The sequence below is a fragment of the Pseudomonas hunanensis genome, from assembly GCF_013393325.1.
Classification (GTDB): Bacteria; Pseudomonadota; Gammaproteobacteria; order Pseudomonadales; family Pseudomonadaceae; genus Aquipseudomonas; species Aquipseudomonas putida_P.
Genome location: NZ_QJRC01000081.1, coordinates 54,411 through 74,620, shown reverse-complemented (window position 1 = coordinate 74,620; position 20,210 = coordinate 54,411). Strand labels below are relative to the sequence as shown.

Sequence of the window (20,210 nt, the reverse complement as noted above, 5' to 3'; positions counted from 1 at the left end):
CGCGCCGCGCTGGCGGTTTATACTCGTGCCTCTTTGCGACTACCGCGGTTGAATGTATCCATGCGTAACCATGCTCACGATGACTACGATGACGTGCCTACCTTGCGGGCGGGCACGGTTGATGATGACGAACTGATGCCGGCGCACGTGGTGCGCAGCCGCCAGAAGGCCGCCCGTGGGGCCAGCACGGCGCCGTTGTGGGCGTTGTTGTGCGCCTCGTTTATCGCGTTGGCGGGCTTGGGCTGGTGGAGCTTTCAGCAGATCTCGCTGATGGAGCAGCAACTGGTGGCGACCCAGGAGAGCTTTGCCCGCATCAGTGAAGAAGCGGCCGGGCGCCTGCAGGCGATCAGTGGCAAGGTGGAGGCCAGCGAATCCGGTGTGACTACCAGCAGCGAGGCGCTGAAGCTGCAGTTGCGTCAGCTGCAGCAGGGCGTGGCCGGGCAGACCGGTGATCTGGGCAAGCGCCTGGAGCAGGTGCTGGCCGATACCCGTGCACAGCAGAAAGCGGTGACTGAGCTGCAAGGCCAGTTGCAGGCGCAGTTGAAGTTGGTGAATGGTGAGCTGGCGGCGCTGCGTTCGGGGCAGGTTGATGGTGGCAAGCTGGATACCCAGTTCAAGGGTTTGAACGAGCAGGTTGCCGCGCTGAAGGCTGCGCAGGTGGATGGCGGCAAGCTGGACGTGCAACTCAAGAGCCTGGGTAGCGATGTGGCTGCCTTGAAGAAACAAGGCAACCCGAGTGCTGCTATCCAGAGCCTGGAGCAGGACATGTTGGTGCTCAAGAGCCAGATCGATAATCGTCCGGCTGCTTCGTCGGCAGGCGGTGCTTCGGTGCAGGAGTTCGATGCGTTCCGGGCGCAGATGACCCGCAACCTGAATACCTTGCAGAGCCAGATCCAGAACCTGCAGCAGCAGATCAACTCCCGTCCGTAACATGGCAGGGGAGGGCCTTGCCCTCCTTTCGCGGCACAAGGCCGCAAAGCGGCCCCGGCGAAATCAGTTACAACCGCGGATAATCGATATACCCCACCGGCCCCTTGCTATAGAAAGTGTCCGGCCGGGCGTCATTCAACGGCGCATCCGCCGCCAGCCGCGCCGGCAGGTCGGGGTTGGCGATGAACGGCACGCCGAACGCCACCGCATCGGCCTTGCCACTGGCCAGGGCCGCATTGGCACTGGCTTTGTCAAACCGCTCGTTGACGATGTACGGGCCGCCGAACGCTTCTTTGATCAGTTGGCCAATGCTGTCGTCGGCTTCCCGTTCCCGCGAGCAGATGAAGGCGATGCCGCGCTTGCCCAGCTCGCGCGCCACATAAGTGAAGGTTTCGGCGCGGTCGGCGTCGCCCATGTCGTGGGCGTCGGCACGCGGCGCCAGGTGCACGCCCACGCGGTTCGCGCCCCACACTTCAATGGCCGCATCGGTCACTTCCAGCAGCAGGCGCGCGCGGTTTTCCAGTGAGCCGCCGTAACGGTCGGTGCGCTGGTTGGTGCTGCTTTGCAGGAACTGGTCGAGCAGGTAACCGTTGGCACCGTGGATCTCCACACCATCGAAGCCGGCCGCCTTGGCATTTTCCGCGCCGCTGCGGTAGGCCTCGACGATGTCAGTGATTTCTTCGGTTTCCAGCGCACGCGGGGTGGGGTAGTCACTCAGTGGGCGTACCAGGCTGACATGGCCCTTGGCCTGGATCGCGCTGGGAGCCACCGGCAGTTCGCCATTCAGGTAGCTGGGGTGGGAGATGCGGCCCACGTGCCACAGCTGCAGGAAGATACGCCCGCCTGCGCCGTGTACGGCCTTGGTCACATTGTTCCAGCCACGAACTTGTTCATCGTTCCAGATACCGGGGGTATCCGGGTAGCCGACCCCCATGGCGCTGACCGAGGTCGCCTCGCTGAGAATCAGCCCGGCACTGGCACGCTGTACGTAGTACTCGGCCATCAGCGCATTGGGCACGCGCCCTTCATCGGCGCGGCAGCGGGTGAGCGGGGCCATGATGATGCGGTTGGGCAGTTGCAGGTCGCCCAGGGTGATCGGATCGAAAAGCGTGGTCATAGCGGTTACCTGCCTTGTCAAAGTGCTTGGCGCAGTTGTTCGAGGAACGCCTGGATGGTGTCTTCGTCGCGTTTGAAGAAGTGCCATTGGCCAATCTTCTGGCTGCTGATGAGCCCGGCGCGCTGCAAGGTGGCCAGGTGGGCAGAGACGGTCGACTGCGACAGGCCGCAGCGTTGGTCGATCTGCCCGGCGCACACACCGTTTTCGGTGCTGTGGTACTGGTCGGGAAACTGGGTTGCCGGGTCTTTCAGCCAGCTGAGGATTTCTCGCCTGACCGGATGGGCCAGCGCTTTTATGATTTCGTCGAGATCGAGTGGCATGGTTGAGGCTCGTTGTAGCGGCATATCGCGATAGGGCGAAATGTAAATCGCTGAATTCCGATATACAAATACGAAGGTGTTCTGAGCTGAGCACGAATCGGTATATCGCGTTATAACGATATACGCGCTGGCGGTGCTAGACTGCGTGCATGAATTACCTCGCACACTTGCACCTGGGCGGCCCGGCGCCGCAACAACTGCTTGGCAGCCTGTATGGCGACTTTGTCAAAGGCTCGCTGGAAGGGCGCTTTCCGCCTGCGCTGGAGGCGGCCATTCGGCTGCATCGGCATATCGACAGCTACACCGATCGGCACCCGTTGGTATTGGCGGCGCTGGCGCGTTTTCCGCGTGAGCGGCGGCGCTTTGCCGGCATTGTCCTGGATGTGTTCTTCGACCATTGCCTGGCGCGACATTGGCGTGATTATGCCGAGCAGCCACTGGCACAGTTCACTGGGGCGTTTTACCGGGTGCTGCTGGCAGAGCCACAGCTGCCGGGGCGGCTGGCGCGGATTGCACCGTTCATGGCGGCGGATGACTGGCTGGGGGCCTATGGTGATTTCGCCACATTGGAGCAGGTGTTCAATGGCATTGCTCGGCGCCTGTCCCGCCCTGAAGGGATGTCCGGGGTGATGGGCGAGCTGGAGCGGCTGTATGAGCCATTGCTGGCGGACTTCAGGGCGTTTTATCCGCAGTTGCAGGCCTTTGCGGCGGCGGGGCGGTTGTCTGACAGTTAGTTCTGTTTCGGCCTCTTCGCGAGCACGCCCGCGAAGAGGCCGGTAGCGATAGTGCGAAAAATCAGGCAGCCCGTGCCTGCCGCCGTGGCGCCAGCTCAACTTCTTCAACCCCGAACAACGCCAAATGGATCGCCTGCTGTGCCTGCAACGCCAGCACCGCACGTTCCTTGCCCACACTACCAATCGGCTGCAGCAGGTGAATGCACACCTCGGCCCGCGGTTGTGCAAACAAGCGCATCAGGTGCGATACCAGGTCGTCATCACCGATGAACGGCGCAATCGGATCGATCTGGCCATCGCGCAAATACTGGATAGCCACCGGCTGCACCGCCACACCTCGGTCGATGGCTCCGGCCAGCAGGCGGCCATGGAAGGTGCGCAAGGTGCGACCGTTGGTCGTGGTGCCTTCGGGGAAGATCAGCAGTGGTCGAGCCAGGCCCAACTGCCCGGCGATCTGTTCGCGCAGGCGCTGGCTGTCGCCACCGCCCCGACGAATGAAAAGCGTGCCGGCTTTTTCCGCCAGCCAGCCGGCCACCGGCCAGTGGCGCACTTCGGCCTTGGACAGAAACGACAGCGGCATCAGCATGCCCAGCAGAGGGATGTCGGCCCAGGACACATGGTTGCTGACCCACAGCATCGGCCGCTGCGGCAGCTCGCCGATGACTTTCACGTCGAAGGGCAGGGCAGCGACCAAGCGCTTCATGAACAGGCAGGTCCAGCGTTGACGGCGCTCGATCGGCGTCTTGAAGCCCAGTCGCTCGCTCAAGGCAATCATGCTGGCCATCAGCATGCCCAGCGCCAGTACCAGCAGCAGTCGAGTCAGGCGGGCCAACACCCGCAACTTCGGCATCAGACCGCCGCCTTGAAGTGGCGAGCGTAGCGTGGGCACAGTTCGTCGCGCTTGAGCAGGATGAACACGTCAGCCACCTGGAAGTCCTCGTCCCAGCATGGCTCGCCGCAAATCTTCGCGCCCAGGCGCATGTAGGCTTTGAGCAGCGGTGGCATTTCGGCAATGACGTTAGTGGGCAGGGCCAGCTTCGGCAGCGGTTTTTTCGGCTCGGCACGCAGGTGCTCGGTGCACAGGTAACGGTCACGCAGGCGCTGCATCACCGCATGGGCCTGCACGCCGCCGTCCTGCATGGGGATGCTGGCGCAGCCCATCAGGTAGCTGTAGCGACCCTCGTTGAGCACCTCGGCCAGTTCGCCCCAGAGCACGGCGATGGTGCCGCCGTTGCGGTAGTCGGGGGCCACGCAGGTACGGCCCAGTTCAAGGATCGGGCCTTGCAGTTGCAACAGGCCGTGCAGGCTGAATTCTTCTTCGCTGTAGAAACGGCCCAGGCTGCTGGCGGCCTGGTGGTCGAGCAGGCGGGTGGTGGCAACCAGTTCGCCGGTGCTCAAATCGCGCACACCAATGTGGCGGCAGTGCACGTCGTAGTCGTCCATGTCCAGGCCCTGCTCGGCACCTTTGAGCTTGGCCTTGAATTCTGCGCTGAACACTTTGTAGCGCAGGGCCTGGGCTTCTTGCAGCGCCGCGGCGCCAACCAGGCGTTCGGCTTGCAGACGGCGTTCAGTGCTGTTGTCGCTAGCGTGAGCGATCCGAGTCATTGCGAGTCTCCATAAGCCAGCCATGAAGGGTTGCGGCCGGTCGGCTTTGTTGTGCAAAGTCAGCCTAGGTAGACGTGGTGTCACCCCTGTGAATCTTTGGTGATGCTTGCGTGACACCCCCTGAGCCTTCCCCGAAAGCCCCCAGCAAGGAGCTGTGCCATGGCCTGGTTGCAACGACTCAACGACCCGCTTCGCCACGCGCTGGCAGGCACCCTGGGCGAAACCTACGCCGGGCTGCTCGAGCGCCTCGGACCGGTTGCCCCGTTCGAACTCGCGGCACTGGGCGGGCGCGCGATGGCCACCCCTGGCCTGGCCTTTCTGGTGGGTTACCAGGCCGCTCTGCGGGTGCTTTGGCCCAGTGCGCCGCCCAGCCTTGGCGCCTTGTGTGCCACCGAGCGGCGCAGTGTGCGGCCAGCGGACATGCACACGCGGCTGGACGGCTTGCGGCTGACGGGCAGCAAGGACTTCGTTACCGCAGGCCTGGAGGCGGAGTGGTTGCTGGTGGCGGCGCGTAGCGAAGCGGCTGGTGCGGCGCCGCAACTGAACCTGGCGGTGGTTTATCCCGGTGAGCCGGGGGTGAAGCTGGAGCCACTGCCGACCCTGCCGCTGATGCCGGAAGTGGGCCATGGCCGATTGCTGCTGGAGCAGGCCGCGTGCGAGTTGCTGGCCGGTGACGGCTGGGATGCCTACGTGAAGCCGTTTCGCTCGCTGGAAGACTTGTATGTGCTCACGGCACTGACGGCCTGGTTGTATGGCGTGGGGCAGGAGAGCGCCTGGCCACAGGACTTGCGCCTGCAACTGCTGGGGTTGCTGGCAGGGTGTGCCGAGGGCAGCCGGCAGTGTGCTGACAGCACGGGTTGCCATTTGCTGCTGGGTGGGTTGTTCGCGCAGTTTCAGGCGTTGCGAGGGGCGATCGACGCGGCCTTGGCAGCAGGGCCGGTGCATTGGGCGCAAATCTGGCAGCGTGACCAAGGGGTGATGGCGTTGGCTGCGGCGGCGCGGGAGAAACGGTTGAACAAAGCTTGGGCGGCTGCCGGATTGTCATGAATGGCTGATAGCTTTGGGTGAACTTCTGAATCCTGGGGCCGCGTTGCTGCCCCAACAAAAGTGAGCCTGTATGGGGATGCTGAAAGGTCTGCTGCTGCTTTTGTGCATGGCCATGGCGCCCGCCTGGGCTGAAGAGTGGCCTGACCCGGAGTGGCAAAGCGACCCTGCCGCATTCGATTGGCAAGCCGTCGATGCCTACGCCTTCCCCGAACGCGCCCCCTCCGAGCGTAGTGGCATCCGCACCGACGCCTTGCTGATCATCCGCGACGGCCGTATCGTCCACGAGCGCTACACCGCGCCCACCACTGCCGCCACCGCGCACCTGACCTGGTCGGTGAGCAAAAGCGTACTGGCCACGCTACTGGGGGTGGCCCAGGGCGAAGGCCGCTTTCAGCTGCAAGACGCGGTCAGCCGCTTCTATCCACCCATGCGCGCGCATCCGGGCGTGCGTATGGCCGACCTGCTGCACTGGGCCAGTGGCCTTGCCTGGCAGGAAGACTACGAGTACGCCCCGCTGAAATCCTCAGTGGTGGCCATGTTGTATACCCGTGGTCGTGCGGACATGGCGGCCTACACGGCCGCGCGGGGTACGTCGGCCAGCCCTGGGCAGCGATTTCTCTATTCCAGTGGCGACAGCAACCTGCTGGCCGCCGCGCTGCGCGGCATGCTCGATGCGGGCCAGTACCCGGATTACCCCTGGCAGGCACTGTTCACTCCGCTGGGTATCGACAGTGCGGTGTGGGAGCGTGACCGGGCAGGCACTTACGTGGGCTCTTCCTATCTGTACCTCAGTACCCGCGACCTGGCGCGTATCGGCCTGCTGATGCAGCGCGACGGCCGCTGGCAGGGCCGGCAACTGCTGCCCAAGGCCTGGATAGCCTTCAACCGCACACCGTTTGCCCAAGCCGAAGTGCTGAGCGGCGAGGCCAACCCCGGTGGGCACTGGTGGCTCAACCAGCCGCTGACCGGCGCCCAACGGCCTTGGCCGAGTGCCCCCGCAGCTACCTTCGCCGCCCTTGGCCACTGGGGCCAGGCGCTGTACGTGCTACCGGAGCAAAAATTGGTGATCGTGCGTTACGCCGATGACCGCGACGGCAGCTATCAGCACGACGAACTGCTGAAGCGGGTGCTGGCGGCATTGGCCGGGGCGGGAGCATGAAGCGGTTAGCGCTGCTGGTGCTGGCGGGGCTGTTGTACTGGGCTTGGCAAGAGCGCCAGGCGCTGGCGGATTTCCCCGACATTCTCTCGGCCTACTCGGCCAAGGAATATTGTTCGTGCCGCTTTGTCATGGGCTTCGATCAGGCGTATTGCCACGGTTACGTGAAGCAATGGCTGCCGCTGACCCTGCTGGAAGAAAACAGCTGGCAGCGCCAAGTGACCGCAGAGGGTCTGGGGCGGCGCAACCAGGCCGCTTGGCAAGGCGCGCGCGAGGGCTGCCGCTTGCTGCCATGAGGGCAGGCGGGTAAGGTTGGCGGCTTGGTTTCACGAGATCTGTCATGTTCAAGCTGCCCCGTCTGTTACCCGCCTTGCTGCTGGCTTTGTGCCTGCCCGCCCATGCCAATTGGCACCTTGATGGCGAGTCTTCACGCCTGTCGTTCATTACCGGCAAGAACGGCGACACCGCCGAAGTGCATCGCTTTCTGGTGTTGCACGGTACGGTCGACCGCAAGGGTGTGGCGGGGTTGAGTATCGAGATGGACTCGGTGAGCAGCGGCATCCCGCTGCGTGACGAGCAGATGCGCGACAACCTGTTCGAGGTCGAGCGATTCGCCGAGGCCACAGTGAAGGCGCAGATCGACCTGCGGCCGATCAATGACCTGGCCGACGGTGCGCAGATCGAGTTGCGCCTGCCGCTAACGGTCACCTTGCATGGCCAGTCGCACAGCTACAACGCCCTGCTACTGGCTACCCGCCTGGATGCGCGGCGCTTCCAGGTTGTAACCCTCGAGCCGCTGCTGCTGCGTGCCGAGGATTTCGGCTTGCTGCCCGGGCTGGAAAGCCTGCGCAAGTTTGCCAAGTTGAAGTCCATCAACCCATCGGTGCCGGTGAGTGCGGTGCTGATTTTCACCGCTCGCTGACATGGCGGGGCCAGTCTTCCCCTGGCGGGATGGCAACCAGTTCGAATTGCTGATCGACGGCCCCGCGTTCTTTCCGCGCATGCTCAATGCGATCGAGCACGCGGAGTTTCAGGTGGACCTGGAGCTGTACCTGGTCGAGGCCGGCGCCTGTGCCGAGGCGGTGGTCGAAGCGCTGGAGCAGGCCGCCCGGCGCGGCGTGCGGGTGCGTTGCCTGTTTGACGACTACGGCTCATTGGCTTTCAACAGCGCGCTGCGCCAACGCCTGTCGGACGCCGGCGTGTACCTGCGCTGGTACAACCGCCTGCGCTGGAAGCGTGGCCTGCGCAACCTGTATCGCGACCACCGCAAACTGCTGCTGGTGGACGAGCGTTGGGCAGTGGTGGGGGGCACGGGCGTTACCGACGAATTCTGGACGCCGGGCGAGGCGACCAGCGAATGGCACGAAGTGATGGTGCAGATGCAGGGGCCAGTGGTGAACGACTGGCAGTTGCTGTTCGATCGCCAGTGGCACGCCAACAACCGCCGCACCGCCTGGCGCCCTGCAGAGGGCTTTGGCCTGCCGCGCCTGCCCAAGGTGCCCGCACAAGGGCAAGGCATGGGCCGGGTCGCTTATGCCGACGCCCGCCAGCACCAGGACATCCTGCATGCGCTGGTGAGGGCGCTGAACAGCGGCAAGCAACGGGTGTGGCTGGCCACACCGTACTTCCTGCCGACCTGGAGCGTGCGCCGCTCGTTGCGCCGGGCCGCCAGCAAGGGGCTGGACGTGCGCCTGCTGCTGACCGGCCCCCGCACCGACCATCCCTCGGTGCGCTACGCCGGGCATCGCTACTACCCACGCCTGCTGCGCGCCGGGGTGCGGATTTTCGAGTACCAGCCGTGCTTCCTGCACCTGAAAATGGCGGTGGTGGACGACTGGGTCAGCGTCGGTTCGTGCAACTTCGACCACTGGAACCTGCGCTTCAACCTTGAAGCCAACATCGAGGTGCTGGACCCATCGTTGACGGCGGCGGTGGTGGCCAGCTTCGAGCGCGATTTTGCCCAATGCGAGGAAGTCGACCTTGCCCATTGGCATGCGCGCCCTTTGTGGCGCAGGGTGAAACAACGGATCTGGGGCTGGCTCGATCGGTTGGTGGTCAACTTCCTCGACCGTCGGGACTGACAGCGGCTATCGTGCAGTGACTATTCACAGTTAACCGAAGGAGTGGGCGTGATGACGGCGAAGAAAATTCTCATGCTGGTGGGCGACTACGTTGAAGATTATGAAGCGATGGTGCCGTTTCAGGCCCTGAGCATGGTCGGCCACACAGTGCATGCGGTGTGCCCGGAAAAGCTGGCCGGGCAGACTGTGCGCACCGCGATTCATGACTTCGAGGGTGAGCAGACCTACAGCGAAAAGCCTGGGCACAACTTTGCCCTGAATTATGACTTCGTGCGGGTGCGGCCCGAAAGTTACGACGCATTGCTGATCCCGGGTGGCCGTGCGCCAGAGTACCTGCGCCTGGATGAAAAGGTGCTGGAGCTGGTGCGGGCGTTCGACCAGGCCGGCAAGCCGATTGCGGCGGTGTGCCATGGCGCTCAGCTGCTGGCGGCGGCCGGGGTGCTCGAGGGGCGTGAGTGCAGTGCGTACCCGGCATGTGCGCCGGAAGTGCGATTGGCGGGCGGTACGTTCATCGATATCGCAGTGGACCAGGCGCATGTGGACGGCAACCTGGTCACTGCCCCCGCATGGCCAGCGCATCCGGCGTGGCTGGCGGCCTTCCTCAAAGTGCTGGGTACCCGTATCGCCTGACCGGGCCCCTTCGCAGGCACGCCCGCTCCCGCAGGTTTACCACCGCCCCCGGGAGCAGGCGTGTCAGGCTTAGGCAACCTGCTCAACCCAGTCATTGAGGTTGTAGTAGTTGGTCACCCGGGCAATCTTGCCGCAGTGGATGTAGAAGAAAGCCCCCGCCGGCAGTACATAGGTCTGCCCGTTGGCAGTTGGCAGCCCTTGGTCATCGGCCAAGTATTCGCCATGCACGGTGAACTCCGCTGCCGCGCGGCTGCCATCGGCGTTTTGCATCACCACGATGTCGGCCAGACGTTCGCGGTAGCAGCGGTTCATCTTGTCCATGAACGCAGCAAACCTGGCCTTGCCCATCTGCCGCTCGCCCTGGTTGATGTCGTGGATCACGTCCTCGCTGAGCAGCGCCAGAAAGCCCGGCATGTCGCCGGCGTTGAAGGCGGCGTAGTAAGCATTTACCAGTTCGGTAGCGGTCATGGAACAATACCTGTCGTGTAGGGAAAAGGCGGGTCGTTGCCTCGGATGATAGGGTTTCCCCTCAAGCCCGGCTTAGCCGAGCGCGTCATCCACATCGACAAAACGACCGCCAAGCATGGAAATACGCCTGTTGCACGGCGCCGCTATCGCGCCTTACATCGATGACCTCGCTCGCCTGCGCCTTACCGTGTTCCGCGAGTTTCCCTACCTTTACGACGGCACCCCGGAGTATGAGGCTGACTACCTGTCCAACTACGCCCGCTCCGGGCGCAGCCTGGTAGTGCTGGCGCTGGACGACGGCAAAGTGGTCGGCGCTTCCACCGGCCTGCCGCTGGTGGACGTCGCGCCCGAGTTCCAGCAGCCGTTCCTGGCCCAAGGCCGCGACCCCGCCAGTGTGTATTACTTTGGCGAATCGCTGGTGCTGCCCGAATACCGTGGCCAGGGCCTGGGGGTGCGCTTCTTCATCGAACGCGAGTCCTACGCGCACAAACTGGCCGAGTTCGATTACTGCGCGTTCTGCGCGGTGGAGCGGCCAGGCGTGCACCCGCGACGGCCAGCGGACTACAAACCCTTGCACGGCTTCTGGCGCAATCGCGGCTTTCTGCATGACCCGTCGCTACGCACCCGCTATGCCTGGCGCGACTTGGACGAACCGGAAAGCTCCGACAAGTTAATGTCGTTCTGGCTCAAGGCGCTGCCGATATGATTCGTATGGCGGCCTGCCAATACGCCATCGAACTGCATGAAACCTGGGACGCCTACGCCGATCACCTGCAACGCCTGTGTGCCGAGGCGGTAGAGGCGGGCGCTCGCTTGCTGTTGTTACCGGAGTACGCCGGGCTGGTGCTGAGTGGCCAGCTGAGTGCCGAGCAGCGAGGGGACCTGAAGGCTTCGATTGCCGGTATTCAGCCGCTGATCGAACCCTGGAAAGCACTGTGCGAGGGTCTTGCCCGGCGCTGGGGGATCTACCTGCAACCGGGTAGCGTGCCGGTGCTGGACAGCGATGGGCGCTACCGCAACCGTGCCTGGCTGTTCGGCCCCCTGGGTGTGCTGGGCTACCAGGACAAACTGATGATGACCCGGTTCGAGCGCGAACAGTGGGACATCGCTGCAGGCCAGGGGCTGCAGGTGTTCGACACCGAATTGGGTCGGCTGGGGATTCTGATCTGTTATGACAATGAGTTCCCCATGCTGGCCCGGCGTTTGGCCGAGGCTGGTGCCGACCTGATCCTGGCGCCGAGCTGTACCGATACCGAGGCCGGTTACCACCGGGTACGCATTGGCGCCCAGGCGCGGGCGCTGGAGAACCAGATCGCCGTGTTGCAGAGCCCTACGGTTGGGTTGGCACCCTGGTCACCGGCGTTGGACGAGAATATTGGCCGGGCAGGGTTGTTCGTGCCGCCGGATCATGGGATGCCGGGGGATGGGGTGGTGGCGTTGAGTGAGGCGCTGAGCCCAGATTGCAGCCAGTGGCTGGTGTGTGAGGTGGACCTGGAGGAGGTGCGGCGGGTGAGGCGGGAAGGGCAGGTGTTTACCTGGCGGGACTGGCCGGAGCAGTTTGAAAGAGCCCTGTGATGACAGCAGTGGCCTCTTCGCGGGCAAGCCCGTTCCCACACGTACAGCGCAAGCCAGAAGGCTACGCGTTACCTGTGGGAGCGGGCGCCGCAGTTACATCTGGTTACTTCACTTCGACTGCCAGGCTTTGGGCAATCTTGCTCTGCCACAGGGCAGGGCCAGTGATGTGTACCGACTCACCGTTGCTATCGACGGCGACGGTAACCGGCATGTCCTTGACCTCGAACTCGTAGATCGCTTCCATGCCCAGCTCGGCGAAGGCCAGTACCTTCGACTTGCGGATGGCCTGGGCTACCAGGTAGGCAGCACCGCCAACGGCCATCAGGTACACGGCCTTGTTGTCCTTGATCGCCTCGATGGCGGTCGGGCCACGCTCGGACTTGCCGATCATGCCCAGCAGGCCGGTCTGCTCGAGGATCTGGCGGGTGAACTTGTCCATGCGAGTGGCGGTGGTCGGGCCGGCTGGGCCTACCACTTCGTCACCGACCGGGTCGACCGGGCCTACGTAGTAGATGAAGCGGCCTTTCAGGTCGACCGGCAGTTCTTCGCCACGGTTGAGCATTTCAACCATGCGCTTGTGCGCGGCATCGCGGCCGGTCAGCATCTTGCCGTTGAGCAGGATGGTTTCGCCCGGCTTCCAGCTGGCGACTTCTTCCGGGGTGATGTCGTCGAGGTTGACGCGACGGGCGCTCGGGCCAGCTTCCCAGACGATTTCCGGGTAGGCATCCAGCGACGGCGCTTCCAGTTCTGCCGGGCCGGAGCCATCGAGCACGAAGTGGGCGTGGCGGGTGGCGGCGCAGTTGGGGATCATGCACACCGGCAGGGAGGCGGCGTGGGTCGGGTAGTCCATGATCTTGACGTCGAGCACGGTGGTCAGGCCACCCAGGCCCTGGGCGCCGATGCCCAGCTGGTTGACCTTCTCGAACAGCTCCAGACGGATTTCTTCCAGGCGGTTTTGCGGGCCGCGGGCTTTCAGCTCATGGATGTCGATGGACTCCATCAACACTTCCTTGGCCATTACTGCGGCTTTCTCGGCGGTACCGCCGATGCCGATGCCGAGCATGCCAGGCGGGCACCAGCCAGCGCCCATGGTCGGCACGGTCTTCAGCACCCAGTCGACGATCGAGTCGGACGGGTTGAGCATGGCCATCTTCGACTTGTTCTCCGAGCCGCCGCCCTTGGCTGCGACATCGACCTCGACCTTGTCGCCGGGGACGATGGAGTAGTGGATCACTGCCGGGGTGTTGTCCTTGGTGTTCTTGCGAGCACCGGCCGGGTCGGCCAGGATCGAGGCGCGCAGGACGTTTTCAGGCAGGTTGTAGGCGCGACGCACACCTTCGTTGATCATGTCGTCGACGCTCAGGGTGGCGCCGTCCCAGCGTACGTCCATGCCCACGCGCACGAACACGGTGACGATACCGGTGTCCTGGCAGATCGGGCGGTGGCCGGTGGCGCACATGCGCGAGTTGATCAGGATCTGGGCGATGGAATCGCGTGCAGCAGGCGACTCTTCACGCAGATAGGCCTCGTGCATGGCCTGGATGAAATCGACGGGGTGGTAGTACGAGATGAATTGCAGGGCGTCGGCGACGCTCTGAATCAGGTCGTCTTGCTTGATCACGGTCATGCAGCGCGCTCCTCTTAAAGACGGGAACATTCAAAAAGACGCTCGACATTGCCGACCAGCATGTCGAAGCGCCTTGCAAGGCGCCGGCAGGTCAGGCCGACGGAAAAAGGCGCGGCAGTATAGCGCGCATCCGTGGCGGACACACCTGCGGCCGGTCTGGACCATGGTCGGCAGCGGTCAGGCATCCTTTTTGCTGGCGTGCTCTGCTTGGCTTACAGTGAGCCTGGGATAGCAGGAGAAGTACCGAACATGCCCGAAATTTGCGTGGGCGAGCACCGTTGGGCGGTGCCGACTGGCAGCAACCTGCTCGATGCCCTGAACGAGGCCGGGTTGAATGTGCCCTACAGCTGCCGCGCCGGCAGTTGCCATGCCTGCCTGGTGCACTGCCTGGCGGGGCAACCGTTGGATGCCTTGCCCGAGGCGCTGGCGCTTGACAAGCATGCGCAGGGCTGGCGCCTGGCCTGTCAGTGCCGTGTGGTCGAGGACCTGCGCCTGGTGCTGTTCGACCCTCGGCACGACGGTGTGCCGGCCAAGGTCAGTGCGCTGGACTGGTTCGGCGATGTGCTGCGTTTGCGCCTGCAGCCACAGCGTGCGTTGCGCTATCAGGCGGGTCAGCATGTGGTGCTGTGGCTGGACGAGGTTGCACGGCCTTATTCCCTGGCCAGCCTGCCAGGTGAAGATGATCAACTTGAGTTTCATATCGACTGCCAGCGCCCTGGTGCCTTTTGTGACAAGGCGCGCGGTCTACGGGTTGGCGATGAAATGCGTCTGGGTGAATTGAGAGGGGGGGCTTTGCATTACGACCCGGACTGGCAGGAGCGGCCGCTGTGGTTGTTGGCAGCGGGCACCGGGTTGGCGCCATTGTGGGGCATCTTGCGCGAGGCGCTACGCCAGGGGCATCGGGGGGAAATTCGGCTGTTGCATGTGGCACGGGATCGGGCGGGGCACTATTTGGCGGAGCCATTGCAGCAGTTGCCAGGGGTGAAAGTCGAGTTGGTGCTGGCGGAACAGATGGATGATGCGCTGGCCGGGTTGCGGCTGGCGTCACGGCAGACGGTGGCGCTGGTGTGCGGGGCGCCGGGGAGTGTGGAGCGTTTTGCCCGGCGGCTGTTCATTGCCGGGGTGCCACGGGGGCAGGTGTTTGCTGATGTGTTTGTCGAGCATGCCTGAATAGCAGGGGGCCGCAAAGCGGCCCCCTTTGTAGCAGCAGATCAACCGACCAGCGGGTCACCGACATGCAGGATCTTCATGCCGTTGGTGCCACCGATGGTGTGGTAGCTGTCACCCTTGGTCAGGATCACCCAGTCACCTTGCTGCACCAGGCCACGCTTGAGCAGCTCGTCCACGGCTGCCTGGCTCACCTTGTCGGCCGGCAGCGAAGCCGGGTCGAAGGCAATCGGGTACACGCCACGGAACATGTTGGCGCGCGCCTGGGTAGCGCGGTGCGGCGACAGGGCGAAGATCGGCACGTGCGAACGCAGGCGCGACATGATCAGCGGGGTGTAGCCGCTTTCGGTCAGGGCGATGATCGCCTTCACGCCCGGGAAGTGGTTGGCGGTGTACATGGCCGCCAGGGCGATGCTTTCGTCGCAGCGCTCGAAGGTGGTGTGCAGGCGGTGGCTGGACTTCTGGCTGGTCGGGTGCTTTTCGGCACCCAGGCAGATGCGGGCCATGGCCTGGACGGCTTCGATCGGGTAGGAACCTGCGGCGCTTTCGGCCGACAGCATCACCGCGTCGGTGTTGTCCAGCACGGCGTTGGCCACGTCGGACACTTCGGCACGGGTCGGCATCGGGTTCTGGATCATCGACTCCATCATCTGGGTCGCCACGATCACCGCCTTGTTGTTGCGGCGGGCGTGCTGGATGATCTTCTTCTGGATGGCGATCAGCTCGGCGTCGCCGATTTCCACGCCCAGGTCGCCACGGGCAACCATCACTGCGTCGGAGGCGGCGATCAGCTTGTCGAGGGTCTCGTCGTCGGCAACCGCTTCGGCGCGTTCGATCTTGGCCACCAGCCAGGCGCTGCCGCCGGACTCGTCACGCAGCTTGCGCGCGTATTCCATGTCGCTGGCGTCACGTGGGAAGGATACGGCCAGGTAGTCCAGGTCCATTTCCGCGGCCAGCTTGATGTCGGCCTTGTCTTTTTCGGTCAGGGCCGGTGCGGTCAGGCCGCCACCTTTACGGTTGATGCCTTTGTGGTCCGACAGCGGGCCACCGATGATCACCACGCAGTGCAGGGCGTCTGCAGTGGCGGTTTCGACGCGCATGACCACGCGACCATCGTCGAGCAGCAGCTCGTCACCAACGCCGCAGTCCTTGACCAGGTCGGGGTAGTCGATACCGACGATGTCCTGGTTGCCTTCGGTCAGCGGGTGGGCGGTGGAGAAGGTGAACTTGTCACCGATCTTCAATTCGATGCGCTTATTGGCGAACTTGGCGATGCGGATCTTCGGACCCTGCAGGTCGCCCAGCAATGCAACATGGCGGCCGTTCTTGGCGGCGATGTCACGGATCAGGCGCGCGCGGGCCTTGTGCTCGTCCGGCGTGCCGTGGGAGAAGTTCAGGCGTGCCACGTCCAGGCCGGCAAGGATCAGCTGTTCGATCACTTCCGGCGAGTTGCTGGCGGGGCCAAGGGTGGCGACGATTTTGGTACGGCGGATGCTCATGCACAAACTCCTATAGTGAAGCGCAGCGAAAGGCTACTCCTGAATCTCGCTGTAGTCATTGTTCCGTTGCACTACCTGCGACCAAGGCAGGGTGGCATTTGAACGGGCAGGGTATCCTTGCAAAAGGGTGTGAAGATTTGCAGGCAAACGCCGATACACTGGCATCAAAGGAGATCCCCATGCGAGCCCTGATCGTTTTAGCCCTGGCCGTCAGCGCCGTCGGCTGCACCCGCTGGTCGATGGACCACCACCTGAACAATGCCTACCGCGCCTACGACCGGGGCGATTGTGCACGCGTCATGCTCGAGTTGTCGCAGGTTGACCGCACCAGCCGTGCACGGCCGTTCATCCACCCCGAGGTATCGTTGCTGCGCGGCCAGTGCCTGGAGCGCCAGGCGTTGTACGTGGATGCTGCGCAGACTTACCAGTACTTGATCCAGCAGTACCCGGGCAACGAGTACGCCTATCGTGCCCAGGCGCGCCTGCAGACGCTGGAAAAACTCGGCCATGTGCGCGGCGTTGAAGCGGCCGTGGCCAGCCCGGTGACGACCGCACCTTGGCGCTAACACCAAGGTGTGGTTTATTTCACGAGATTTGCTGCGCGCGCTGCGCTAATCTGTAACTCAGCTGTTACAACAACCGCCAGTACCTTGTATTCCTGGCATCAGGTACGGAATACACTCGCGATCATGTTCAACAAGCGCCACATCGAACGTCATCAACTGCCTTGCGTCCTCAAGGTGTTCAACCGTTTTACCGGTCAGGAACTCGGTCAGCTGGGCAATGCCTCCGAAGATGGCTTGATGGTCATCAGCCAGCTACCCGTGCTGGTCGGGCCTGATTACGAGCTGCAACTGCGCATGCCACTGGCTGGCGGCGGGCACCAGTTCGTCAACCTCACCGCCAGTTGCCTGTGGTGCCGCGAGGACCAGACGCCGGGGCACTACGATTCGGGCTTCATGCTGCTGCAGTCTCCACGCGAGTACGATGATTTCGTGCGCTCGCTGCGCGAGTATTTCAGTTTCCGCCCCGCCAACGCTCGCGTCTGAACCTTGGCTTTCTAGAATCGCGCTAGAATCGGGTCGACCTCGATACAGGACGACCCCGTGAGCTCCAGCATTTTCTGGCACGACTACGAAACCACTGGCATCAACCCGCGCTGCGATCGGCCGCTGCAGGTGGCTGGTGTGCGCACTGACTTCGACCTCAACGAAATCGACGAGCCGATCAGCCTTTATTGCCGGCCCTCGGACGATATCCTGCCGCACCCGGCGGCCTGCCTGGTAACCGGCATCACCCCGCAGTTGCTGGCTGAGCAGGGCCTGTGCGAAGCCGAGTTCATGACCCAGGTGCACGCACAACTGGCGCAGCCGGGTACCTGTGGCGCGGGCTACAACACGCTGCGCTTCGACGATGAAGTGACCCGCTACAGTTTGTACCGCAATTTTTTCGACCCCTATGCCCGTGAGTGGCAGGGCGGTAACAGCCGCTGGGACCTGATCGACATCGTGCGCACCGCCTATGCCCTGCGCCCGGATGGCATCCAATGGCCGCAGCAGGACGGGCGCACCAGCCTGCGCCTGGAACTGCTGAGCAAGGCCAATGGCATTGACCACGGGCATGCCCACGAAGCGCTTTCCGACGTGCGGGCAACCATTGCCCTGGCCCGCCTGATTCGGCAGAAACAGCCCAAGTTGTATGACTGGCTGTTCCAGTTGCGCAGCAAGCATAAAGTGATGGAGCAAATTCGTTTGTTGCAGCCCCTGGTGCATATATCCGGGCGTTTTTCTGCGGCGCGTAATTACCTGGGTGTCGTATTGCCACTGGCCTGGCACCCGCGTAATCGCAATGCGCTGATTGTCTGCGACCTGCACCATGAAACCCTACCGTTACTACGGGAAAATGCTGAAGTTCTGCGTCAGCGCTTGTACACCCGTCATGATGAATTGGCCGAAGGTGAATTACCGGTACCGCTCAAATTGGTGCAGATCAATCGCTGCCCGGTACTGGCGCCGCTGTCGGTATTGCGCCCGGCCGATCAACAACGGTTGGGTCTGGACTTGACGTTGTTACAATCGCGCGGTGAACAGTTGGCCAATCAACAGGCGCAATGGCAAGACAAGCTGGAACACATCTATGGCAAGGATGAGTTCGCCCCGAGTGAAGACCCGGAACAGCAGTTGTATGAGGGATTTATCGGTGACCGCGACCGGCGTTTATGCGAGCAAGTTCGTGCGCTGGAACCGGCGCAGTTGAGCCGTGGCCACTGGATGTTCGATGACCCGCGTTTGCCGGAGCTGTTGTTCCGTTATCGGGCTCGTAACTTCCCTGAAACCTTGACCAGCGAAGAGCGGCATCGGTGGTACGGCTTCTGCCAGCAACGCCTGAGCGACCCGCAGTGGGGCGCACCCAATACCCTGGGCGACTTTGAACAGGCGCGCCAGCAAGCCTGGCAGGGGGCCGACGAGGCGGGCCGGCGAGTGCTCGAGGCCTGGCAAGTGCATGCCCGTCAATTGCAGGCACAATTTGCAATTGGCTGATGGTAGGTAAACAAAAACGCCGGCAATGTGCCGGCGTTTTTGTTGTGTGAAGCAAACGGTGTATGCGGACTATCAGTCCAGCAGGGTTGCCCAGCTTTCAACCACATCGCCGCCCCAAGTGGCTTTCCACTCTTTCAGGGTTTTGTGGTTGCCGCCTTTGGTTTCGATCACTTCACCGTTGTGCGGGTTTTTGTATTGCTTGACCTTACGTGCACGCTTGGTGGCGGTAGTCTTGACCGCGCCACGCGGTGCTTTGCTCAGTTTCGACTCTGGGTCGAGCAGGGCAATCACGTCGCGCAGCGACTTGGAGTACTCGCCCATCAGTGTGCGCAGTTTGCCTTCGAACTCCAGTTCTTTCTTCAGCTTGTCATCCTGCGACAGGTTGGCCAGGCGGGCCTGAAGTTCCTTGATGGCTTCTTCGGTAGCGCGGTACTCGTTGATCAGGGACATGGAGTGTTCCTTAATGCGTGTTCAGAAATGTGTGGGGCAATAATAGACAGGCGATACTCGCAAGTAAACATAAGATTGGACCATTAACTGTTAATTAAGCTGTGACAACATTTCTCAACGTGAACAAAATTTTACATAAAGCCCATGTCTGCCAGACGCTGCCCGTGCATCGATTTGGGCCTGCATATGCCATCGTGGCTGCGATCAATACTGCGCTTTTGCTGGCGTGCCGCTAGAATGGGCGCCTTTGCGAAGTTCTGGAGTCTCATTCATGCGCACCTATCGTCTGGTGATCGCCTGCCCCGACCGTGTAGGCATCGTGGCGAAAGTCAGTAATTTCCTGGCCTTGTACAATGGCTGGATCAACGAAGCCAGCCACCACTCCGATGAGCAGAGCGGTTGGTTCTTCATGCGCCATGAAATCCGCGCTGAATCTCTGCCGTTCGGTATCGAAGCTTTCCGTGAGGCGTTTGCGCCAATCGCCGAAGAGTTCTCCATGGCCTGGCGCATTACCGACTCGGCGCAGAAAAAACGCGTGGTACTGATGGCCAGCCGTGAGTCTCACTGCCTGGCAGACTTGCTGCACCGCTGGCACACCGATGAGCTGGACTGCGAGATCCCTTGCGTGATCTCCAACCATAATGATTTGCGCAGCATGGTCGAGTGGCACGGTATTCCGTTCTTCCATGTGCCGGTCGATCCCAAGGACAAGGCCCCGGCCTTCGCCGAGGTGTCGCGCCTGGTGCAGGAGCACGCCGCCGACGTGGTGGTACTGGCCCGCTATATGCAAATCCTGCCGCCGCAACTGTGCCGGGACTATGCAGAGAAGGTCATCAACATTCACCACAGCTTCCTGCCTTCGTTCGTCGGCGCCAAGCCGTACCACCAGGCCGCCCTGCGTGGCGTGAAGCTGATCGGTGCGACCTGCCACTACGTCACCGAAGAGCTGGACGCCGGTCCGATCATCGAGCAGGACGTGGTGCGTGTCAGCCATGCCGACAGCATCGAGGACATGGTCCGCTTTGGCCGTGATGTGGAGAAGATGGTGCTGGCCCGTGGCCTGCGCTATCACCTGGAAGACCGCGTGCTGGTGCATGGCAACAAGACTGTCGTGTTTGACTGAAACAGCAGGTTGCCTGTGGGATTTTTGGGCCGCAAAGCGGCCCCAAAAATCTTGAAAGGATCGCTAATGGCCAAGCAGCGCAATGCCCCAACCGCTTCACCCCCACCCACCCTTGGCGAAGGGTGCCTGGCCCGTTACGAC

At 62.8% G+C, this 20,210-nt stretch carries 23 protein-coding genes; 15 read left to right on the top strand and 8 right to left on the bottom strand.

What is annotated here, in order from left to right; genetic code table 11:
- The first annotated feature begins 60 nt into the window (after nt 1-60).
- On the top strand, nt 61-930 hold the full coding sequence (locus DM807_RS10315) for a hypothetical protein (protein ID WP_012274019.1): 870 nt from the start codon (nt 61-63) through the stop codon (nt 928-930).
- Nucleotides 931-997: 67 nt separating this feature from the next.
- Here the strand turns inward: DM807_RS10315 and DM807_RS10310 are convergent, their stop codons facing one another.
- The gene (locus DM807_RS10310; protein ID WP_012274018.1) at nt 998-2,047 is read right to left on the bottom strand and encodes an alkene reductase; all 1,050 of its coding nucleotides are present in this window, start codon (nt 2,045-2,047) and stop codon (nt 998-1,000) included.
- Nucleotides 2,048-2,064: 17 nt separating this feature from the next.
- Nucleotides 2,065-2,367 (bottom strand): ArsR/SmtB family transcription factor, encoded by a 303-nt coding sequence (locus DM807_RS10305; RefSeq protein ID WP_012274017.1) that lies wholly within the window; start codon nt 2,365-2,367, stop codon nt 2,065-2,067.
- Between the two features lie 149 nt (nt 2,368-2,516).
- Here DM807_RS10305 and DM807_RS10300 point away from each other — a divergent pair, with 149 nt between their 5' ends.
- Nucleotides 2,517-3,101, top strand: a complete 585-nt coding sequence (locus tag DM807_RS10300) for an acyl carrier protein phosphodiesterase (RefSeq protein ID WP_012274016.1) — start codon at nt 2,517-2,519, stop codon at nt 3,099-3,101.
- Between the two features lie 61 nt (nt 3,102-3,162).
- On the opposite strand, the gene DM807_RS10295 is transcribed toward DM807_RS10300, so the two are convergent.
- Entirely contained in the window at nt 3,163-3,951 is a 789-nt protein-coding gene (locus DM807_RS10295) for a lysophospholipid acyltransferase family protein (protein ID WP_179027350.1), read from the bottom strand.
- Nucleotides 3,951-4,706, bottom strand: a complete 756-nt coding sequence (gene olsB / locus DM807_RS10290) for an L-ornithine N(alpha)-acyltransferase (RefSeq protein ID WP_179027349.1) — start codon at nt 4,704-4,706, stop codon at nt 3,951-3,953. The genes DM807_RS10295 and olsB overlap by 1 nt, the downstream gene beginning before the upstream one ends.
- 159 nt (nt 4,707-4,865) lie before the next feature.
- On the opposite strand from olsB, the gene DM807_RS10285 reads away from it, so the two are divergent.
- The 6 genes from DM807_RS10285 to DM807_RS10260 all read left to right on the top strand — a co-directional run bounded on the left by DM807_RS10285 (nt 4,866) and on the right by DM807_RS10260 (nt 9,620).
- Complete coding sequence (locus tag DM807_RS10285) at nt 4,866-5,753, top strand: acyl-CoA dehydrogenase middle domain-containing protein (RefSeq protein WP_012274013.1); 888 nt, start codon at nt 4,866-4,868, stop codon at nt 5,751-5,753.
- Nucleotides 5,754-5,829: 76 nt separating this feature from the next.
- A complete protein-coding gene (locus DM807_RS10280) occupies nt 5,830-6,912 on the top strand; it encodes a serine hydrolase domain-containing protein (RefSeq protein WP_179027351.1) in 1,083 nt (360 codons plus the stop codon).
- The gene (locus tag DM807_RS10275; protein ID WP_179027348.1) at nt 6,909-7,205 is read left to right on the top strand and encodes an amidase; all 297 of its coding nucleotides are present in this window, start codon (nt 6,909-6,911) and stop codon (nt 7,203-7,205) included. The genes DM807_RS10280 and DM807_RS10275 overlap by 4 nt, the downstream gene beginning before the upstream one ends.
- Nucleotides 7,206-7,249: 44 nt before the next feature.
- A complete protein-coding gene (locus DM807_RS10270; RefSeq protein ID WP_012274010.1) occupies nt 7,250-7,831 on the top strand; it encodes a YceI family protein in 582 nt (193 codons plus the stop codon).
- 1 nt (nt 7,832) lies between these two features.
- Entirely contained in the window at nt 7,833-8,990 is a 1,158-nt protein-coding gene (locus DM807_RS10265) for a phospholipase D-like domain-containing protein (protein ID WP_179027347.1), read from the top strand.
- Nucleotides 8,991-9,038: 48 nt separating this feature from the next.
- Complete coding sequence (locus DM807_RS10260; protein ID WP_171577218.1) at nt 9,039-9,620, top strand: DJ-1/PfpI family protein; 582 nt, start codon at nt 9,039-9,041, stop codon at nt 9,618-9,620.
- 69 nt (nt 9,621-9,689) lie between these two features.
- On the opposite strand, the gene DM807_RS10255 is transcribed toward DM807_RS10260, so the two are convergent.
- Nucleotides 9,690-10,088: a nuclear transport factor 2 family protein gene (locus tag DM807_RS10255; RefSeq protein WP_012274007.1), complete on the bottom strand. Its 399-nt coding sequence runs from the start codon at nt 10,086-10,088 to the stop codon at nt 9,690-9,692.
- A gap of 115 nt (nt 10,089-10,203) precedes the next feature.
- On the opposite strand from DM807_RS10255, the gene DM807_RS10250 reads away from it, so the two are divergent.
- Together DM807_RS10250 and DM807_RS10245 are read left to right on the top strand one after the other, a co-directional pair.
- Complete coding sequence (locus DM807_RS10250) at nt 10,204-10,794, top strand: GNAT family N-acetyltransferase (protein ID WP_060494278.1); 591 nt, start codon at nt 10,204-10,206, stop codon at nt 10,792-10,794.
- The gene (locus tag DM807_RS10245; protein ID WP_179027346.1) at nt 10,791-11,663 is read left to right on the top strand and encodes a carbon-nitrogen hydrolase family protein; all 873 of its coding nucleotides are present in this window, start codon (nt 10,791-10,793) and stop codon (nt 11,661-11,663) included. Before DM807_RS10250 ends, DM807_RS10245 begins: the two co-directional genes overlap by 4 nt.
- Before the next feature lie 103 nt (nt 11,664-11,766).
- Here DM807_RS10245 and DM807_RS10240 read toward each other — a convergent pair whose 3' ends face one another.
- The gene (locus DM807_RS10240) at nt 11,767-13,290 is read right to left on the bottom strand and encodes a fumarate hydratase (RefSeq protein WP_012274004.1); all 1,524 of its coding nucleotides are present in this window, start codon (nt 13,288-13,290) and stop codon (nt 11,767-11,769) included.
- A 249-nt stretch (nt 13,291-13,539) separates the two neighbouring features.
- Between DM807_RS10240 and DM807_RS10235 the strand changes: the two genes are divergently transcribed.
- Nucleotides 13,540-14,460 (top strand): iron-sulfur-binding ferredoxin reductase, encoded by a 921-nt coding sequence (locus DM807_RS10235; RefSeq protein ID WP_179027345.1) that lies wholly within the window; start codon nt 13,540-13,542, stop codon nt 14,458-14,460.
- A gap of 41 nt (nt 14,461-14,501) precedes the next feature.
- Here DM807_RS10235 and pyk read toward each other — a convergent pair whose 3' ends face one another.
- Nucleotides 14,502-15,956 carry a pyruvate kinase gene (pyk, locus tag DM807_RS10230; protein WP_012274002.1) on the bottom strand — a complete coding sequence of 485 codons (1,455 nt, stop codon included), beginning with the start codon at nt 15,954-15,956 and terminating at the stop codon, nt 14,502-14,504.
- A 179-nt stretch (nt 15,957-16,135) separates the two neighbouring features.
- Here pyk and DM807_RS10225 point away from each other — a divergent pair, with 179 nt between their 5' ends.
- From DM807_RS10225 to sbcB, 3 genes are all read left to right on the top strand, one after another.
- Nucleotides 16,136-16,522: a tol-pal system YbgF family protein gene (locus tag DM807_RS10225; RefSeq protein WP_012274001.1), complete on the top strand. Its 387-nt coding sequence runs from the start codon at nt 16,136-16,138 to the stop codon at nt 16,520-16,522.
- A gap of 123 nt (nt 16,523-16,645) precedes the next feature.
- Nucleotides 16,646-17,005, top strand: coding sequence for a PilZ domain-containing protein (locus DM807_RS10220; protein ID WP_012274000.1), 360 nt, complete (start codon nt 16,646-16,648; stop codon nt 17,003-17,005).
- Nucleotides 17,006-17,062: 57 nt separating this feature from the next.
- Nucleotides 17,063-18,496: an exodeoxyribonuclease I gene (gene sbcB, locus DM807_RS10215; protein ID WP_179027344.1), complete on the top strand. Its 1,434-nt coding sequence runs from the start codon at nt 17,063-17,065 to the stop codon at nt 18,494-18,496.
- A 72-nt stretch (nt 18,497-18,568) separates the two neighbouring features.
- Here sbcB and mvaT read toward each other — a convergent pair whose 3' ends face one another.
- Nucleotides 18,569-18,946 (bottom strand): histone-like nucleoid-structuring protein MvaT, encoded by a 378-nt coding sequence (mvaT, locus tag DM807_RS10210; protein ID WP_012273998.1) that lies wholly within the window; start codon nt 18,944-18,946, stop codon nt 18,569-18,571.
- A gap of 271 nt (nt 18,947-19,217) precedes the next feature.
- On the opposite strand from mvaT, the gene purU reads away from it, so the two are divergent.
- Nucleotides 19,218-20,069, top strand: coding sequence for a formyltetrahydrofolate deformylase (gene purU, locus DM807_RS10205; protein ID WP_012273997.1), 852 nt, complete (start codon nt 19,218-19,220; stop codon nt 20,067-20,069).
- Nucleotides 20,070-20,210: the final 141 nt, after the last annotated feature.

What these genes read in the sequence shown, in the direction of transcription:
- DM807_RS10315 (WP_012274019.1), top strand. Translation starts at nt 61, where the DNA reads ATGCGTAACCATGCTCACGATGACTACGATGACGTGCCTACCTTGCGG.
- DM807_RS10310 (WP_012274018.1), bottom strand. Translation starts at nt 2,047, where the DNA reads ATGACCACGCTTTTCGATCCGATCACCCTGGGCGACCTGCAACTGCCC.
- DM807_RS10305 (WP_012274017.1), bottom strand. Translation starts at nt 2,367, where the DNA reads ATGCCACTCGATCTCGACGAAATCATAAAAGCGCTGGCCCATCCGGTC.
- DM807_RS10300 (WP_012274016.1), top strand. Translation starts at nt 2,517, where the DNA reads ATGAATTACCTCGCACACTTGCACCTGGGCGGCCCGGCGCCGCAACAA.
- DM807_RS10295 (WP_179027350.1), bottom strand. Translation starts at nt 3,951, where the DNA reads ATGCCGAAGTTGCGGGTGTTGGCCCGCCTGACTCGACTGCTGCTGGTA.
- olsB (WP_179027349.1), bottom strand. Translation starts at nt 4,706, where the DNA reads ATGACTCGGATCGCTCACGCTAGCGACAACAGCACTGAACGCCGTCTG.
- DM807_RS10285 (WP_012274013.1), top strand. Translation starts at nt 4,866, where the DNA reads ATGGCCTGGTTGCAACGACTCAACGACCCGCTTCGCCACGCGCTGGCA.
- DM807_RS10280 (WP_179027351.1), top strand. Translation starts at nt 5,830, where the DNA reads ATGCTGAAAGGTCTGCTGCTGCTTTTGTGCATGGCCATGGCGCCCGCC.
- DM807_RS10275 (WP_179027348.1), top strand. Translation starts at nt 6,909, where the DNA reads ATGAAGCGGTTAGCGCTGCTGGTGCTGGCGGGGCTGTTGTACTGGGCT.
- DM807_RS10270 (WP_012274010.1), top strand. Translation starts at nt 7,250, where the DNA reads ATGTTCAAGCTGCCCCGTCTGTTACCCGCCTTGCTGCTGGCTTTGTGC.
- DM807_RS10265 (WP_179027347.1), top strand. Translation starts at nt 7,833, where the DNA reads ATGGCGGGGCCAGTCTTCCCCTGGCGGGATGGCAACCAGTTCGAATTG.
- DM807_RS10255 (WP_012274007.1), bottom strand. Translation starts at nt 10,088, where the DNA reads ATGACCGCTACCGAACTGGTAAATGCTTACTACGCCGCCTTCAACGCC.
- DM807_RS10250 (WP_060494278.1), top strand. Translation starts at nt 10,204, where the DNA reads ATGGAAATACGCCTGTTGCACGGCGCCGCTATCGCGCCTTACATCGAT.
- DM807_RS10245 (WP_179027346.1), top strand. Translation starts at nt 10,791, where the DNA reads ATGATTCGTATGGCGGCCTGCCAATACGCCATCGAACTGCATGAAACC.
- DM807_RS10240 (WP_012274004.1), bottom strand. Translation starts at nt 13,290, where the DNA reads ATGACCGTGATCAAGCAAGACGACCTGATTCAGAGCGTCGCCGACGCC.
- DM807_RS10235 (WP_179027345.1), top strand. Translation starts at nt 13,540, where the DNA reads ATGCCCGAAATTTGCGTGGGCGAGCACCGTTGGGCGGTGCCGACTGGC.
- pyk (WP_012274002.1), bottom strand. Translation starts at nt 15,956, where the DNA reads ATGAGCATCCGCCGTACCAAAATCGTCGCCACCCTTGGCCCCGCCAGC.
- DM807_RS10225 (WP_012274001.1), top strand. Translation starts at nt 16,136, where the DNA reads ATGCGAGCCCTGATCGTTTTAGCCCTGGCCGTCAGCGCCGTCGGCTGC.
- DM807_RS10220 (WP_012274000.1), top strand. Translation starts at nt 16,646, where the DNA reads ATGTTCAACAAGCGCCACATCGAACGTCATCAACTGCCTTGCGTCCTC.
- mvaT (WP_012273998.1), bottom strand. Translation starts at nt 18,946, where the DNA reads ATGTCCCTGATCAACGAGTACCGCGCTACCGAAGAAGCCATCAAGGAA.
- purU (WP_012273997.1), top strand. Translation starts at nt 19,218, where the DNA reads ATGCGCACCTATCGTCTGGTGATCGCCTGCCCCGACCGTGTAGGCATC.